12 protein-coding genes are annotated in these 16,237 nt (G+C 51.3%); 4 read left to right on the top strand and 8 right to left on the bottom strand.

What is annotated here, in order from left to right; all coding sequences use genetic code 11:
* On the top strand, nucleotides 1-939 hold the full coding sequence (locus AOC34_RS08320; protein WP_108469626.1) for an NAD-dependent epimerase/dehydratase family protein: 939 nt from the start codon (nucleotides 1-3) through the stop codon (nucleotides 937-939).
* On the opposite strand, the gene AOC34_RS08315 is transcribed toward AOC34_RS08320, so the two are convergent.
* From AOC34_RS08315 to AOC34_RS08305, 3 genes are all read right to left on the bottom strand, one after another.
* Nucleotides 902-2,683, bottom strand: coding sequence for a glutamine--tRNA ligase/YqeY domain fusion protein (locus tag AOC34_RS08315; RefSeq protein ID WP_108469625.1), 1,782 nt, complete (start codon nucleotides 2,681-2,683; stop codon nucleotides 902-904). The two genes, AOC34_RS08320 and AOC34_RS08315, sit on opposite strands and share 38 nt — an antisense overlap.
* Before the next feature lie 91 nt (nucleotides 2,684-2,774).
* On the bottom strand, nucleotides 2,775-4,277 hold the full coding sequence (locus AOC34_RS08310; protein WP_108469624.1) for a tripartite tricarboxylate transporter permease: 1,503 nt from the start codon (nucleotides 4,275-4,277) through the stop codon (nucleotides 2,775-2,777).
* Between the two features lie 18 nt (nucleotides 4,278-4,295).
* Complete coding sequence (locus tag AOC34_RS08305) at nucleotides 4,296-4,754, bottom strand: tripartite tricarboxylate transporter TctB family protein (protein ID WP_108469623.1); 459 nt, start codon at nucleotides 4,752-4,754, stop codon at nucleotides 4,296-4,298.
* Nucleotides 4,755-4,880: 126 nt separating this feature from the next.
* On the opposite strand from AOC34_RS08305, the gene alaS reads away from it, so the two are divergent.
* Both alaS and AOC34_RS08295 read left to right on the top strand, forming a co-directional pair.
* Nucleotides 4,881-7,514 carry an alanine--tRNA ligase gene (gene alaS, locus AOC34_RS08300; RefSeq protein ID WP_108469622.1) on the top strand — a complete coding sequence of 878 codons (2,634 nt, stop codon included), beginning with the start codon at nucleotides 4,881-4,883 and terminating at the stop codon, nucleotides 7,512-7,514.
* Between the two features lie 15 nt (nucleotides 7,515-7,529).
* Complete coding sequence (locus AOC34_RS08295) at nucleotides 7,530-7,775, top strand: sulfurtransferase TusA family protein (RefSeq protein WP_108469621.1); 246 nt, start codon at nucleotides 7,530-7,532, stop codon at nucleotides 7,773-7,775.
* Nucleotides 7,776-7,785: 10 nt separating this feature from the next.
* On the opposite strand, the gene galU is transcribed toward AOC34_RS08295, so the two are convergent.
* Together galU and AOC34_RS08285 are read right to left on the bottom strand one after the other, a co-directional pair.
* The gene (gene galU, locus AOC34_RS08290) at nucleotides 7,786-8,667 is read right to left on the bottom strand and encodes a UTP--glucose-1-phosphate uridylyltransferase GalU (protein WP_108469620.1); all 882 of its coding nucleotides are present in this window, start codon (nucleotides 8,665-8,667) and stop codon (nucleotides 7,786-7,788) included.
* Nucleotides 8,668-8,725: 58 nt separating this feature from the next.
* Nucleotides 8,726-11,641 carry a valine--tRNA ligase gene (locus tag AOC34_RS08285; protein ID WP_108469619.1) on the bottom strand — a complete coding sequence of 972 codons (2,916 nt, stop codon included), beginning with the start codon at nucleotides 11,639-11,641 and terminating at the stop codon, nucleotides 8,726-8,728.
* 24 nt (nucleotides 11,642-11,665) lie between these two features.
* Between AOC34_RS08285 and AOC34_RS08280 the strand changes: the two genes are divergently transcribed.
* Complete coding sequence (locus AOC34_RS08280) at nucleotides 11,666-14,017, top strand: UvrD-helicase domain-containing protein (protein ID WP_108469618.1); 2,352 nt, start codon at nucleotides 11,666-11,668, stop codon at nucleotides 14,015-14,017.
* A gap of 6 nt (nucleotides 14,018-14,023) precedes the next feature.
* Here AOC34_RS08280 and AOC34_RS08275 read toward each other — a convergent pair whose 3' ends face one another.
* The 3 genes from AOC34_RS08275 to AOC34_RS08265 are packed head-to-tail and all read right to left on the bottom strand — an operon-like array spanning nucleotide 14,024 to nucleotide 16,215.
* Nucleotides 14,024-14,815 carry a BPSS1780 family membrane protein gene (locus AOC34_RS08275; RefSeq protein ID WP_108469617.1) on the bottom strand — a complete coding sequence of 264 codons (792 nt, stop codon included), beginning with the start codon at nucleotides 14,813-14,815 and terminating at the stop codon, nucleotides 14,024-14,026.
* Nucleotides 14,816-14,838: 23 nt separating this feature from the next.
* Nucleotides 14,839-15,819: a homoserine kinase gene (locus AOC34_RS08270; RefSeq protein ID WP_108469616.1), complete on the bottom strand. Its 981-nt coding sequence runs from the start codon at nucleotides 15,817-15,819 to the stop codon at nucleotides 14,839-14,841.
* A 12-nt stretch (nucleotides 15,820-15,831) separates the two neighbouring features.
* Nucleotides 15,832-16,215: a hypothetical protein gene (locus tag AOC34_RS08265; protein ID WP_108469615.1), complete on the bottom strand. Its 384-nt coding sequence runs from the start codon at nucleotides 16,213-16,215 to the stop codon at nucleotides 15,832-15,834.
* Nucleotides 16,216-16,237 lie beyond the last annotated feature (22 nt).

Raw genomic sequence — 16,237 nt, 5'->3', positions numbered from 1 at the left:
ATGCCATCGTCACATCATGCTCTAGCAGTACCATTTCAGCGCCCCCGCGTTTTAATCGTGGGGTGCGGCGATATCGGTATGCGGGTACTGCAACAGCTCACTCGCTTTCAGGCATACCGCGTTTTTGCATTGACCTCACAAAGCAGCCGTTTTCCAGAAATCAGGGCAATGGGCGCTATTCCGATGCTGGGCAACTTAGACCAGATAGACACGCTTTGGCGTCTGCGTGGTTTAGCCAGCACGGTAGTCCATTTAGCGCCGCCACAACAAACCGGCGCAAGCGACCTGCGCACCCACAACCTATTACGGATTTTATCGCAAGGCGCAGTCACTGTCAGGCGACTGGTCTATGTCAGCACGACCGGTGTCTATGGTGACTGTGGCGGTGGTGATGCGATTGAAACGACCACGGCAAACCCACAAAGTGAACGGGCAATGCGACGCTGGGATGCTGAATGGCAATTGCGTCAGTGGGCCTTATTGCACCACGTGCGCCTCAGTATTTTGAGGGTGCCTGGAATTTATGATGCGAATCGATTGCCTACAGAGCGGATTAAAGCAGGTACACCTGCTTTGTTGCCCGAGGTAGACGCTTATTCGAATCACATTCAGGCCGACGATTTGGCGCGGATTGTTAGGGCCGCCATTTACCACGGCAAGCCGCAGCGCGTGGTGAACGCCTGTGATGGTGCGCAAACCAAAATGGGTGACTACTTTGATCAAGTTGCCGATGCATTTGGCTTGGAGCGCCCACCGCGTTTGCCAGCAGATCAAGTACAACAGTTGGTCAGCCCGATGCTGTGGTCTTTTATGCGTGAATCACGGCGCGTCGGTAATGATCGCCTGAGAGAATTAAAAGTACAGTTGCGCTATGCCAGCACGCAGGATTTTCTGAGCGAACTTACTTCCAAGAATCCTTCAGGCCAACCGCGCGATTAAAGATTGGTTTGCCAGGCTTGGAGTCGACTGTATCCACTACAAAATAGCCGTGGCGCTCAAACTGAAAGCGGGACTCTGCGAGCGCATCTACCATCGAAGGCTCTAAATAGGCAGTGATCACTTCTTTAGAGTGGGGATTGAGGTAATCTAAGAAATTCTTTTCGCCACTGTCGGGATGGGGGTCGGTGAAGAGGTGCTCATACAAACGCACTTCGGCTGCCAGCGCATGCTGCGCACTGACCCAATGAATATTGCCTTTGACTTTGTAATTATCGGAGCCGGGCGTACCACTCTTGCTATCCGGAAAATAACGCGCATGCACTTGCTTCACTTCGCCGTTCGCATCGAGTTCAAAGCCAGTGCATTCAATCACAAAGCCATAACGCAAGCGCACGCGACTACCTGGCTGATCGCCGATCGGTGGATAAAGCCGGAAAAAGCCTTTGACCGGCTCGACCATAAAGTCATCTGCTTCGATCCAAAGTTCGCGCGTAAACGGAAATTCACGGCGTCCCCAGTCGGGGTGATGTGGATGGCGTGGCGCCGAGCAGATTTCACTGGCGCCCGGATCCATGTTTTCAATCACCAATTTGAGGGGCTTTAGGACTGCAATCGCACGCGGTGCTTTTGCATCCAAGTCATCCCGTAGCGCGCCTTCCAGCGTACTCATATCAATCCAGCTGTCAGCCTTGGCTACGCCAATGCGCTCGCAAAACAAACGAATGCTTTCAGGGGTGTAGCCCCGGCGACGAATGCCCACAATCGTTGGCATGCGCGGATCGTCCCAGCCATCCACTTTCTTTTCTTCGACTAATTGCAAGAGCTTGCGTTTGCTGGTCAGGGTGTGCGTTAGATTGAGGCGGGCAAATTCATGCTGGTGGGGCAAGGGCTCTGTAAAGACACCGAGCTCTTTGAGTGCATTCAGAATCCAGTCATAGAGGGGGCGGTTGTTTTCAAACTCCAGCGTACAGATCGAGTGCGAGACATTTTCAAGCGCATCCGAAATGCAGTGCGTGAAATCGTAAAGGGGATAGATACACCAGGTGTTACCGGTTCGGTGGTGCTCCACGTGCCGAATCCGGTAAATCACCGGATCGCGCATCACGATATTGGGGTGAGCCATATCAATCTTCAGGCGCAGCACATGCATGCCATCGGCAAACTTTCCGTCCCGCATCTCGCGAAAGAGTTGCAGATTTTCTGCGGGACTGCGATCGCGAAATGGACTGGGTGTGCCAGCTTGATTGAAGTTACCGCGATTGGTATGAATGGCATCTGCACTTTGGCTGTCCACATACGCTTTGCCGCTCTCGATTAAGAGTTCAGCAAATTCATAGAGGCGATCAAAGTAATCACTGGCGTGATACAGGTGCTCCTTACCTTGGGCGTTCCAGTTAAAGCCAAGCCACTGCACCGCATCCAAAATGCTATCGGCATACTCCACATCTTCTTTAGTCGGATTAGTATCGTCTAGGCGCATATTGCAGCGAGCACCGCCAGGCAGGAGGCTGTAGTCGGCGGCTAAACCAAAATTAAGGCAGATGCTTTTCGCATGGCCGATGTGCAGGTAGCCATTGGGCTCGGGTGGAAAGCGCGTAATGATGGCGGGAATGTTTGCGCCAGCCCGATTGGTTCTGCCTTGGTAGCGACCGCTGGCTAAATCGGAATCAATGATTTGGCGCAGAAAGTTGGATGGCTCTGCGGGCGGAGTCGTCGCTTTAGGGAGTTTGCTATCAATAGCCATATCCCTATTGTAGAGAAGAAAATGCCTCTCCCTAGAAAGACAAAGCCCGCAGGGTGAGTGCGGGCCTTATCACTGCATGCGGTAGAGCGGGCTACTCTTCGACGAAAACCTCTTCGCGGCTCTTCTTCACGGCAGGCAACATAACCACAATTACCAATAAGGCCGCCGCAATTAACAAACCAAGCGACAGTGGGCGGGTAACAAAGGTGGTGAAATCGCCGCGCGAGAGTAGCAGGGCGCGGCGGAAATTTTCTTCCATCATTGGCCCGAGTACAAATCCTAAAAGCAGTGGCGCGGGCTCGCAACCCAGCTTAAAGAACAGGTAGCCAATAATGCCGAATGATGCAGTTATGTAAACGTCCATAATTGAGTTATTAACGGTATACACACCAATACAGCAGAACACCAAAATCGCTGGATACAAAAAGCGGTATGGAATCTGCAGTAATTTCACCCAAATGCCAATCAGCGGCAAATTCAACAAGATCAACATCACGTTACCGATCCACATCGATGCAATCAAGCCCCAGAACAGGGTTGGATTGCTCGTCATCACCTGAGGACCTGGCTGAATGTTATGAATGGTCATTGCGCCCACCATTAGCGCCATCACAGCATTGGGTGGAATACCGAGGGTCAGGAGGGGAATGAATGAGGTTTGCGCCGCCGCGTTATTGGCAGATTCTGGACCAGCAACACCTTCAATCGCACCCTTGCCGAACTCATGGCTGTACTTCGATGATTTCTTTTCAACGGAGTAGGCACCAAAGGCCGCCAAAGCAGCGCCGCCGCCAGGCAAAATACCCAAAATGGAACCAATCGTAGTGCCGCGCAGAATCGCTGGAGTCATGCGCTTGACGTCAGTCCACGTTGGGATCAGCGTAGTTACTTTATTCAAGAATGACTCGCCGGTCCCTTTCTTTTCCAAATTCATCATGATCTCGGCAAAACCAAAGACGCCCATGGCGACGGAAACGAAACCAATGCCATCACTTAATTGAGGAATGTCAAAGGTGTAGCGCGCCACGCCGGAATTCACGTCGGTACCAATCAGCCCCATTAAGAGGCCCAAAATGATCATGCCGACAGCCTTCAGGAGCGAGCCCGATGCCAATACAACCGCACCGATCAAGCCGAGCACCATCAGAGAAAAGTACTCTGCTGGACCGAATTTGAAAGCCACCTCTGCTAAGGGTGCAGCAAAGCCAGCCAAAATCAGCGTGGCTACGCAGCCTGCAAAAAATGAGCCCATACCAGCGGTAAAGAGCGCCACGCCGCCACGGCCGCGTCGCGCCATTTGGTAGCCATCAATCGCGGTAACCACCGAAGCAGTTTCACCAGGGATATTCAGCAGAATCGCCGTGGTTGAGCCGCCGTACTGTGAGCCGTAGTAAATACCGGCCAGCATAATCAGAGCAGCAATCGGAGGCAATGCATAGGTTGCAGGCAAGAGCATCGCAATCGTTGCTACTGGTCCCAAGCCTGGCAATACACCAATCAAAGTGCCCAGCACACAACCAATAAAGCAATACATCAAATTCTGCAATGTGAATGCAGTGTCAAAACCAAGTGACAGGTTAGCTAATAATTCCATTTTTCTTGTCTCGTCAACTTAGTTCATGAAAGCGGGAAAAAGCGGGAAAGAAAGCCCCAGTCCTTTTACAAACGCCAAATAGGTAAACCCAACCAGGAAGACCGCATTGAGTGCAGTACCCTTCCAGCCAAAATCATGGCTGACCGAGGCGGAGACGAATACCAGGGCAAAAATCGCAACAATGAATCCCATAGTGGGCAATAAAAGGCCATAGAGCACCACCGAACCGGTGATCCACAACACGATTTTAAAATCCCACTTGGGCATTTTTTCTTCAATGGATTTTTTGGATAGCGAACTGAGTAAAACAATCAGGCCGATCACTGCCATTAAGACGCCTAGCCAGAATGGAAAATAGCCTGGGCCCATTTTGGCTGCGGTACCCATACGGTATTGGGATGCAATAACGGCAAAAAAGATGCCCACAACAATAAACATGATGCCGGCACCAAAGTCTCTTTGGTTGCGAATCTTCAAAACACGCTCCTTTGGGCTACAAACTAGCCACTGTAATTTTTTTTAATGTTGTGCGATTGTAAGGCAGAGAATCGGGGCAGAGAAAAGGGTTTACCCTAATATTCGGTCAATGCCATAATTGAGGGTATGAAAGTTACCGAAATTCGCCAAGCCTACCTCGATTTTTTTGACGCCAAAGGGCACCAAATTGTGCCCTCGAGCGCCGTTGTTCCTGGGGATGATCCGACTTTGCTGTTTACCAATGCAGGCATGAATCAGTTTAAGGATGTCTTTCTGGGGTTTGATAAGCGCCCGTACCAGCGTGCCACCTCCGCCCAAAAATGCATTCGTGCTGGCGGCAAACACAACGACCTCGATAACGTAGGCTATACCGCCAGGCACCATACTTTTTTTGAGATGCTGGGTAATTTTTCGTTTGGCGATTACTTCAAAAAAGACGCCATTGCATTTGCATGGGAATTACTCACCGATGTATTGAAGTTACCAAAAGAAAAGTTGCTGGTCACGGTTTATGCCGAAGATGACGAAGCCTACGAGATTTGGAACAAAGTGATTGGCGTTCCAGCGGATCGCATTATTCGGATTGGTGACAACAAGGGCGCTCGTTACGCTTCCGATAATTTTTGGATGATGGGCGATACCGGACCTTGCGGTCCATGCACGGAGATTTTCTATGATCACGGCCCGGAAATAGCAGGCGGCCCTCCTGGCAGTCCTGATGAGGACGGTGACCGCTACATTGAAATTTGGAATAACGTATTTATGCAGTACAACCGCGATGAAGCGGGCGTGATGCATCCACTACCTAAGCCAAGCGTCGATACCGGCATGGGTCTTGAGCGAATTGCTGCAGTATTGCAGCATGTGCATTCCAATTATGAGATTGATTTGTTTGTACATTTATTACAGGCTGCTAAAACAGCCGTCGATAATGCCGGCGGTGGTAATTGCGATGCGACGAGCCCATCCCTAAAGGTAATTGCAGACCATATTCGTGCTTGCAGTTTTGTGATTGTGGATGGCGTGATTCCAGGTAATGCGGGTCGTGGTTATGTGCTGCGCCGTATTGCGCGTAGAGCAATTCGCCATGGTTACAAATTGGGCGCGCGCAAACCATTTTTCTATCAATTGGTTCCAGCTTTGGTGGCGCAGATGGGCGACGCTTACCCTGAGTTGCGCCTTGCCCAAGAAAAAGTCGCTGCGGTACTCAAGCAAGAAGAGGAACGTTTTTTCCAGACGATTGCCAATGGCATGGAAATTCTAGAAGGTGCTTTGGCCGGCGGCAGCAAAACGCTCGATGGCGAAACCGCATTTCGATTACATGACACCTTTGGATTTCCGCTCGATTTAACGGCGGATGTATGCCGCGAACGGAATGTCTCTGTCGATGCAGCTGGTTTTGAAGCGGCGATGCAACAGCAGCGCGATCAAGCCCGCGCAGCAGGTAAATTCAAAGTAGCGCAGGGATTGGAATACAAGGGCGCGCCAACCCAATTTCATGGTTACGACGGAATACGTCATGAGAAAGCCGCCGTGCTTGCCTTGTACCTTGATGGCGCCGCGGTGCAATCGATTCAGGCGGGCGATGCTGCCGTCGTCGTTTTGGACAATACCCCGTTTTATGCTGAGTCGGGTGGGCAAGTGGGCGATCAAGGCGAGTTACGCAATGATGCAGCCCGATTTGAAGTTGCCGATACATTCAAAATTCAGGCAGATGTTTTTGGTCACCAAGGTGAATTACTCGAGGGTAAATTAAGTATTGGTGATCACTTGAATGCCGTAGTAGATACGCAGCAACGTTTTGACACGATGCGTAATCACAGCGCTACCCACATCATGCACAAAGCCTTGCGCGAAGTATTGGGGGATCATGTGCAGCAAAAAGGGTCGTTGGTGGATGCCAACAAAACCCGATTTGACTTTACCCATAATGCGCCGGTAAGCCAGGAACAGATTCGCCGTATTGAAACCATTGTTAATGACGAGATTTTGCATAACCAGGCGACGTCTGCTCAGGTAATGGCTTTAGAAGATGCGCAAAAAACCGGCGCCATGATGCTCTTTGGTGAAAAGTACGGCGATTCGGTGCGCGTTTTAGAAATTGGCACATCAAAAGAATTGTGTGGGGGCACCCATGTGTCGCGCACGGGTGACATTGGCAGCTTAAAGATTGTGTCGGAGAGCGGTGTTGCTGCTGGCATAAGGCGTGTCGAGGCGGTAACCGGTCGCCATGCGCTTCACTTTTTACAGACCTTAGAAGATCGCATTAATGCTGCCGCCGCAGTGCTGAAAACCAATCCCCATGAATTAACCCAGCGGGTAACGCAGTTACAAGACAGTTTGCGTCAAGCAGAGCGTGAACTGGAAAAAATGAATTCCAAATTGGCTGCGAGCCAGGGCGATGAGTTAGCAGCGCAAGCAATCGATATTGGTGGCTTAATGGTCTTAGCGGCTCGTATGGATGGCGCTGATGCGCAGGTACTGCGTGAGACCATGGATGCCCTCAAAGGCAAGCTGAAAACGGCGGCGATTGTATTGGCCTCGGTACAGGGCGATAAAGTCAGTTTGATTGCGGGCGTTACTGCAGATGCTACTGGGCGTGTAAAAGCGGGCGATCTGGTTAATTTTGTCGCGCAGCAAGTGGGCGGTAAGGGTGGCGGTAAGCCAGAGATGGCAATGGCCGGGGGCACCAATCCATCGGCCTTGCCTGCTGCATTGGCAGGTGTTAAAGAGTGGGTTATTCAGGCAAGTAAGGCGTAAAAAGAGGAGTAGGACATGAGTGAAGTCATCATCCCCGAAGTCAATCGTGAAATCGATGCGATTGGCATGAATTGCCCTTTGCCCATTCTGCGCACTAAAAAGGCCTTAGCGGATATGGAGTCAGGCCAGATTTTGATGGTGAAGGCAACCGACGCCGGCGCTGCTCATGACTTTCCGGTTTTTGCCAAGCAGACCGGAAATGAACTCATTGCCACCGCAAGCGAAGGCGATACCCTGATTTTTTATCTCAAGCGCCGATAAGCGCTTCGGTCTACGATCTGTTTTTTAGGTAGGCAGCGAAATCAGCGCCCAGCTCGGAGTGGCGCAAGGCAAATTCAACTGAGGCTTTCATATAGCCGAGCTTGCTACCGCAGTCATAGCGCACACCATCATATTCATAAGCAAACACAGGCTCTTCCTTCAGGAGTGCGGCAATCGCATCGGTCAATTGAATTTCGCCGCCAGCGCCAGGTTTGAGGTTCCGAATGTGAGTAAAGATCGAGGACGATAAAACATAGCGTCCAACCACTGCTAAATTTGATGGCGCATCTTTGGGCTGCGGCTTTTCCACGATCCCATTTAAGCGATAGATGCCTTTAGATACTTCAGCGCCATCCACAATACCGTAGGAACTGCTTTTTGCAGGATCAATTTTTTCAACTGCAATCACAGAGCCATGTTGTGCCTCATGCACCTTGAGCATCTGTTGCAACACTGGCGGTTGGCCATCCAATAAGTCGTCGGCCAAAATGATGGCAAAGGGCTCATCGCGCACTAGCTTTTCAGCGCAGAGGACTGCATGACCTAAGCCTAAGGCCTCCGGTTGACGTACATAGACGCAATTCACATGACTTGGTTTAATGCTGCGGACGATTTCTAATAAAGCGTGCTTGTTTTTTGCCTCAAGCTCGGCTTCCAGTTCATACGCTTTATCAAAATGATCTTCAATTGCGCGCTTGCTACGACCGGTTACAAAAATCATTTCAGTAATGCCCGCCGCAATTGCCTCTTCTACCGCATACTGAATTAAGGGCTTGTCCACCACATTCAGCATTTCCTTTGGACTGGCTTTCGTCGCAGGCAAAAAACGAGTGCCTAAGCCAGCAACAGGGAATACGGCTTTGCTTACTGGCTTAGAGAAAGGGGCGGTCATTGCAAATCCAATCAAACAAAAAGAATGAGCTGATTCTAGCGGAGATCAAGTTAGCCAACTAGGCTTTGCCGAGGCGATCCAGCTGGGCAAGCAATTTTTCGTGGTTTTGCTCAAATCCAGCCAAACGCAGCTTCTCCTGCGCGACCACCTCAACAGGGGCGCGCGCAACAAAGCTCTCATTATCTAATTTGCTGCGGGCTTTGCTGATTTCATTGGCAAGTCGGTCAATTTCTTTACGCAGGCGTATGCGTTCAGCATCAACATCGACTTCAATCTTCAGTAGTAACTTGAGATCACCCACCAAAGCAATTGGCGCCCCAGGGGCATCGCGCTCAAGCAAGGCTTCATCACTGTAAATCTTGACTTCCGATAGTTTTGCCAGTGCTTGCAAATAAGGACTCGCCTTTTCTAAAAAGGCTGCAGGCCCATAAATCCATAGCGGTACTTTTTGTGCTGGAGAAATTTGCATCTCCCCTCGCAGATTACGGCAGGCATCCACAATCGCCTTCACTTGATTGACCCACGCCTCGCTTTGCTCATCGAGCTTTGAGAGTTGTGCAACCGGGTAGGGCTGCAATGCAATCGACTGCCCTGCTTGTTCAGCAAGGATCTTGCCGGTTTTTGGCCCAACCGTTTGCCACAGGGTCTCGGTAATAAATGGAATGAGTGGATGGGCCATGCGCAAAATGGTTTCGAGCACACGTAAAAGAGTGCGGCGCGTTGCGCGTTGCTGTGCTGGCGTGCCCGTTTGCAGCTGTACCTTAGCGAGCTCTAAATACCAATCGCAGTATTCGTCCCAGACAAACTGATAAATGGCGCTCGCAATATTGTCAAAGCGGTATTGCGTAAAGCCTTTTTCAACCTCAAGCTCAGTCCGCTGCAAGGCCGACACAATCCAGCGATCGGCTGCTGAAAAATCAAGGTGGCCATCGGTGCCACATTGTTCGTTGCATGGGGCAAAGCCATTATCTTCATCCGATCCAGGGCAATTCATCAAGACAAAGCGGGTGGCATTCCAGAGTTTGTTGCAAAAGTTGCGGTAACCCTCGCAGCGCTTCTGATCGAAATTAATATTGCGACCCAATGAAGCAAGCGAGGCAAAGGTAAAGCGCAGCGCATCGGTACCAAAAGCGGGTATGCCTTCCGGAAACTCTTTTCGTGTTTTTTTGCCAATGCTGTCCGCCTGCTTTGGATTCATCAGGCCAGTAGTGCGTTTCTCGATGAGGGTGTCAAGCGTGATGCCATCAATCAGGTCGATGGGGTCCAAGGTATTGCCTTTGGATTTGCTCATCTTCTGGCCTTCTGCATCCCGTACGAGACCATGGACATAGACCGTATGAAACGGCACCTTACCTGTGAAATGGCAGGTCATCATGACCATGCGCGCTACCCAAAAGAAAATGATGTCAAAGCCAGTAACCAATACTGAGGAGGGCAAGAAATGCTTGAGCTCTGGGGTTTCTTTGGGCCAGCCCAGCGCACTAAACGGCACTAGGGCAGAACTAAACCAGGTATCGAGTACGTCGGGGTCGCGCGTCAGGGTACCGGTATAGCCGGCAGCCAGTGCTTTTGCTTTTGCATCCGCTTCGGATCGCGCTACAAAAATTTGCCCAGCATCGCCATACCATGCTGGAATCTGATGACCCCACCACAATTGGCGTGAAATACACCAATCCTGAATGTTCTCTAACCACTGGTTATACGTACTGTTCCAGTTTTCGGGAACCAATTTAATGTCACCGCTGGTGACTGCATGCAATGCGGCTTCTGCAATGGATGCGCCCGGTTTGTACGCGTTGTCTTGCGATGGCTTGGACACTGCCACAAACCATTGGTCGGTCAGCATCGGCTCAATAATCACTTGCGTGCGATCGCCGCGCGGCACCATCAATTTATGGGGCTGTACCTTTTCTAAAAAACCACTCGCCTCTAAATCAGCAACCACTTGCTTGCGAGCCTCAAAGCGATCTAGACCTTGGTATGCGCTCGGCGCGTTCTCATTGATCTTGGCATCGAGCGTTAGAACATTGATGAGGGGGAGTTGATGGCGTTGACCAACGGCATAGTCATTAAAGTCATGTGCTGGAGTTACCTTCACAACGCCAGTCCCAAATTCAAGATCAACATAATCGTCGGCGATGATGGGGATGGTGCGATCACACAGTGGCAGGCTGACCGATTGACCAATCAGATGGCGGTAGCGCTCATCATTGGGATTGACCATCACGGCAACGTCACCCAGGAGGGTTTCTGGGCGAGTCGTTGCTACCACGAGGGAGCCGGAGCCATCGCTTAAGGGATAGCGGATATGCCACATGCTACCGTCTTCCTCTTCGCTCACCACCTCGAGATCAGAAACGGCTGTGCCCAACTGTGGATCCCAATTCACCAGGCGCTTACCGCGGTAAATTAAACCTTGTTCATGCAGACGAACGAAGACTTCTACAACCGAGGCCGACATTTTGTCGTCCATCGTGAAATACTCCCGACCCCAATCAATCGACGCACCTAGGCGCCGAATTTGCCGAGTAATGGTTGAGCCAGAGCTTTCTTTCCATTCCCATACTTTTTCTAAAAACGCATCGCGGCCTAAATCATGGCGGGATACTTTTTGCGCATCGAGTTGGCGCTCAACCACGATTTGCGTGGCAATACCAGCGTGGTCGGTTCCTGGAACCCACAAGGTGTTTTTGCCAGACATGCGGGCATGACGGATCAATCCATCCATGATGGTTTGATTAAACGCATGACCCATATGCAAAGTGCCTGTGACATTGGGTGGCGGCAGCTGAATGCTGAAGTCCGCCTTATCGTCGTCAAGGGTGGCACTTGCGATGCCGCGCTTTTCCCATTCCGGACCCCAAAATGCTTCGATTGGGGCGGGTTCGTATGATTTGGCTAGCTCCGCTCCAGCAGGCGATTCTGCTGTGGACTGGGCTGGGCTTGATTCAGGGGTATTCGGGGAGATTGGCATAAGAGTCAAATTATAATTGGCGTAATGTATTCAGACCTACTCGCGAACCTAAACCCAGAACAACGCGAGGCGGTGACCCTACCTCCGGTTGCAGAAAATGGCCATGCCCAGTCCGCCCTGATCTTGGCCGGCGCCGGTAGTGGCAAGACGCGGGTACTCACCACCCGCATTGCTTGGCTGATCCAAACAGGCCAGGTTTCGCCTATTGGGGTCTTGGCAGTGACATTCACCAATAAAGCGGCCAAAGAGATGATGATGCGGCTGAGCTCGATGCTGCCGATCAATACCCGCGGGATGTGGATTGGCACGTTTCATGGTCTCTGTAACCGCTTACTGCGAGCGCACCACCGCGACGCGGGTCTCCCCTCTACCTTTCAAATTTTAGATACCCAAGACCAGTTGTCGGCAATCAAGCGACTCCTCAAAGGTCTCAAAGTTGATGATGAAAAGTATCCACCCAAGCAGTTGCAGTATTTCATTGCGCACGCCAAGGAGCGCGGTATGCGGGCGCGCGATTTGGAAAGCGGCGATGATTTTCAGGCGCGCATGGCGCAGCTCTACGATGCTTATGACCAGCAGTGCCAGCGGGAGGGCGTGGTTGATTTTGCTGAACTCTTATTACGTAGCTACGAACTCTTAAAGCACAACGAAGCCATTCGTAACCATTATCAAGAGCGTTTTAGGCACATCTTGATCGATGAGTTCCAAGACACCAATGCACTGCAGTACGCCTGGTTAAAGCTCCTATCTGGTCACGATGGCGGCCGCGCCAAAGCAGATGCGAGCGCTGTCTTTGCTGTAGGCGATGATGATCAAAGTATTTATGCTTTCCGCGGCGCAGATGTTGCCAACATGCGCCTCTATGAAAACCAATTTCAGCCGATCATGGTTAAGTTAGAGCAAAACTACCGCTCGCATGGCCATATTCTGGATTCGGCAAATCACTTGATTGCGAACAACACGGGTCGCCTCGGAAAGAATCTGCGAACCGATGCGGGCCATGGCGAGCCAGTTCGTATCTATGAAGCAGCGAGTGATGGCATGGAGGCCAGTTGGCTGATTGATGAGATTAAAGCGCTCGTCAATGGGGGCTTGCGGCGCAGCGATATTGCGCTTCTTTATCGCAGCAATGCCCAGTCACGCATTATTGAGCACGGTCTATTTTCGTCAGGGATTCCATACCGCGTGTATGGCGGTCTGCGCTTTTTTGAGCGCGCTGAAATTAAACACGCCCTCGCATACTTGCGCTTATTAGAGAACCCTAATGACGATACGTCATTCTCTAGAGTGGTTAATTTTCCAACGCGCGGCATTGGTGCGCGCTCGATCGAGGCATTGCAAGACGCAGCACGGCAGCAGCAATGCTCACTGTATTTGGCCGCCTCCAGCTTAGAAGGAAAGGCCGGTGCGGCCTTAGGCAGCTTTGTGCGCCTGGTTGACCACATGCGCGAGGCAACCCGCCGCAACACCCTGCCAGAAACGGTTGAGTTTGTGATTCAGCACAGCGGCTTAATCCAGCACTACTTGACCGAGCGCGAAGGCCAAGATCGCGTCGAAAACTTACAAGAACTCGTGAATGCAGCTACGGCGTTTATAGCCGAAGAGGGCTATGGGCAAAATGCCGAAGCCGCATTATTGCCCGGAGAAAACGACCCAGGTACGCTCGAAGCATCGCCGCTTGCTGGCTTTTTATCTCACGCCTCGCTTGAGGCAGGCGATAACCAAGCGCAAGCCGGACAGGATGCGATTCAGTTGATGACGGTGCATTCTGCCAAGGGGCTTGAGTTCACTGCCGTGTTCATCACAGGCCTGGAAGAAGGCTTGTTTCCGCATGAGAACAGCGTCAATGAAGCCAATGGCCTAGAAGAAGAGCGCCGATTAATGTATGTGGCAATTACTCGCGCAAAAGAGCGCCTTTACCTATCGCATACGCAATCCCGCATGTTGCATGGCCAAGTGCGCTACAACATGCCATCGCGTTTCTTGGAAGAGTTGCCATCCGATTCCCTGAAATGGCTGACACCCAAAGCAAAGGATGCGCGCTGGGGCGGTAGTCGTAATACGGGCTCCAGTTGGCAGAGCGGTGGCTATACCCGTCAGCGCGATAACGATAGCGCAGACACGTTTGATATGGATACCCCGCGCTTAGGAAGTCGTAATAAAGCCACTGAGACTGTTAAGCGTATGGCCGCGCCGCCGCGCTCAGGATACCCCTTTGCAATTGGGCAAGCCGTCTTTCATACGAAGTTTGGTGAGGGCCGTGTTGTCGGCTTAGAAGGCCTCGACCTTGAAGCACGTGCTCAAGTGAACTTCAAGCGCCATGGTGTGAAGTGGTTGCAACTCAGCATCGCCAAACTCACGGCAATTGACAGCTAGGTCAGGCTACCCTTCGGTCGATAGCTGCTCAATGTTGTTGTCAGTGAAGCAGCCCTTCCAGGTGGCAAAGAAAGAGCAATACATAATCGTGAGTCCGGCCATCGATATGGGTGCAACAATGTAGGAAGCGATGCTCCCTAAATCAATGGCATCGAGCAAACCCCCAATCATCATGGGCAGCGCTACGAGAACAATGCCCCAAATCACCAGGTAATAAGCAAAGGCAGCGCGATTGGACCAGCATGCCATCCAGCTCGAAAAGATGGCTTGCATCACCGGCATTTCAGCCCAGGCAACCAAAAGGGGCGCAAACCACATCAGCATTGCAACTGGAATGTAGAGTAAGCCGCCAATAAACGCTAATTTGTACAGCTGTTGCATCGCCTCCGCACTAGGGGCTTGGTCACTAGTCAAAAGTGGCAGAAGCGCCTCAAAGTCAACAATAAGACTGACCAAAAAGCTGAGGATTAAGATGCAGGCGGTGTAAATCAGACCGAGTTGCAAAATGCGCTTACGCGCCAGTGTCGATGGCAATCGAAATGCAGCCAAATACGCCGTAGGTAGAATCCGTTCCTCTTGGATGGCTTGCCGGCATGCGGTCATAAAACCAACCGAGAGGGCGGGTGTTAACAAGAGCACAGCAAAGACGCCAATCACTGGAATCAAGATAGACAGTTGTGCAAAGAAAATGTACATGAAGACCAGCATTAAAAACCCGAGCGGATTTTTTTTAAAAAGCCAAAATCCCTGGCGTATCCAGGTGATGCCTTCTTTGTGGTTTACATGATTGAGTTTCATCTAGGCGCTTTGTGGGATCGATTTTAAAAAACAGAACCTGCAGCAGATTGGCGGCGGCTACGTAATATTCGCTCGAAGTGACTTGGATCATGGGGCGTCAACATCTGCGCATCCCGGGGCAAATAAAAATCCCACAAACGCGAGATCCAAAAACGCAGGGCTGCAGCTCGCAGCATGGCTGCAACACTAGCTAGTTCATCTGGGCTGAGGGGACGTACGGATTGATAGGCATCAACTAAAGCTTGCATGCGACCAGAATCCAGCGCGCCGCCTTCTAAGAAGCACCAATCATTGATGGTGACCGCAAGATCAAATAACCATTTATCGGTACCGGCAAAATAGAAATCAAAAAATCCACCAAGACGCATCGCTGAGCCTTGACCTTCAAATAGGACGTTGTCGCGAAAGAGATCGCAATGGCTAGCGCCTTCTGGAAGTGCGCGGTATGCGGCCGATGCAAAAAATGCTTCTTGAAAAGCCATCTCATCAACCAGCAAGGCACTTTGATCGGTGCTTAGGTGGGGCAATATCGCTGGAACTGTTTCGCGCCACCAGCCAAGGCTACGCAGATTCGGTTGGTGGCCTGAAAAGTCAGCGCCAGCGAGATGCATCTTGGCTAGCATTGCGCCAACCATCGCGCAGTGGTCGGAGGTGGGCTGCATACAGGATGCGCCGGCTAACTTACTGACGATTGCGGCTGGCTTGCTTTTGAGTGTAAATAAAATTGCGCCTGCGTGATTCGCAATCGGCTTAGGCACAGGAATGCCCTTGTCGGCCAAGTGGCGCATGAGCTCAAGATAGTAGGGAAGCTGGGCCGCAGATAAACGCTCAAAAATAGTAAGAACGTATTCGTTTGGACCGCGCTCGTTCTTTGTGTCGAGAAAAAAATTGGAGTTCTCAATCCCACCCTGAATGCCACGAACAGCCGACGCTACCCCAATATCAAAGTCGGTAGAAATCCATTTCGCGATATCGCTTAATTGAACGGGGGTAAATACAGCCATACGAGACGCGACTTAAAACGGAATGCTGATACTGGGAACGCTCAGCAAATTGTCATTGCTTTGGTTGCTTGGTCCGGGCATGACGGATGTAGGGGGCGACATTTCATAGGTGCCTAAGGGGCCTTTGACTTGAACCTCGGTCGGTGCATTGGCATCACGAAATTCTTTGACTTGAGTGCCGCCTGGATCGGTGTACTCGAAAGTGGGCTTACGCGCATCGGCATTACCGAGTGCGCCGGGGTTGCCAACGGGGGCTGCAATCGGTTGATTATTAATGCGATTAAGCTCTGCTGGGCTCAGGGCCTGGGAATTTCCCCCTTGAGCTTGGGCAGAGGCGCAAACGGCCATGAGGCTTGAAATCAGCGAAGTTGCAAGCAGGTGCAGGGTTGGGCGCATAAAGTGATCTTGGTTTTAGGTT

Origin of the sequence: Polynucleobacter difficilis (genome assembly GCF_003065365.1) — a bacterium.
Lineage (GTDB): Bacteria > Pseudomonadota > Gammaproteobacteria > Burkholderiales > Burkholderiaceae > Polynucleobacter > Polynucleobacter difficilis.
This window is presented reverse-complemented; position numbering and strand designations above follow the sequence as displayed.

Excerpts from the sequence above, each read along its gene's own strand:
- AOC34_RS08270 (WP_108469616.1), bottom strand. The coding sequence starts at position 15,819 with ATGGCTGTATTTACCCCCGTTCAATTAAGCGATATCGCGAAATGGATT.
- galU (WP_108469620.1), bottom strand. The coding sequence starts at position 8,667 with ATGACCGCCCCTTTCTCTAAGCCAGTAAGCAAAGCCGTATTCCCTGTT.
- AOC34_RS08310 (WP_108469624.1), bottom strand. The coding sequence starts at position 4,277 with ATGGAATTATTAGCTAACCTGTCACTTGGTTTTGACACTGCATTCACA.
- AOC34_RS08320 (WP_108469626.1), top strand. The coding sequence starts at position 1 with ATGCCATCGTCACATCATGCTCTAGCAGTACCATTTCAGCGCCCCCGC.
- AOC34_RS08265 (WP_108469615.1), bottom strand. The coding sequence starts at position 16,215 with ATGCGCCCAACCCTGCACCTGCTTGCAACTTCGCTGATTTCAAGCCTC.
- alaS (WP_108469622.1), top strand. The coding sequence starts at position 4,881 with ATGAAAGTTACCGAAATTCGCCAAGCCTACCTCGATTTTTTTGACGCC.
- AOC34_RS08315 (WP_108469625.1), bottom strand. The coding sequence starts at position 2,683 with ATGGCTATTGATAGCAAACTCCCTAAAGCGACGACTCCGCCCGCAGAG.
- AOC34_RS08280 (WP_108469618.1), top strand. The coding sequence starts at position 11,666 with ATGTATTCAGACCTACTCGCGAACCTAAACCCAGAACAACGCGAGGCG.
- AOC34_RS08295 (WP_108469621.1), top strand. The coding sequence starts at position 7,530 with ATGAGTGAAGTCATCATCCCCGAAGTCAATCGTGAAATCGATGCGATT.
- AOC34_RS08275 (WP_108469617.1), bottom strand. The coding sequence starts at position 14,815 with ATGAAACTCAATCATGTAAACCACAAAGAAGGCATCACCTGGATACGC.
- AOC34_RS08285 (WP_108469619.1), bottom strand. The coding sequence starts at position 11,641 with ATGCCAATCTCCCCGAATACCCCTGAATCAAGCCCAGCCCAGTCCACA.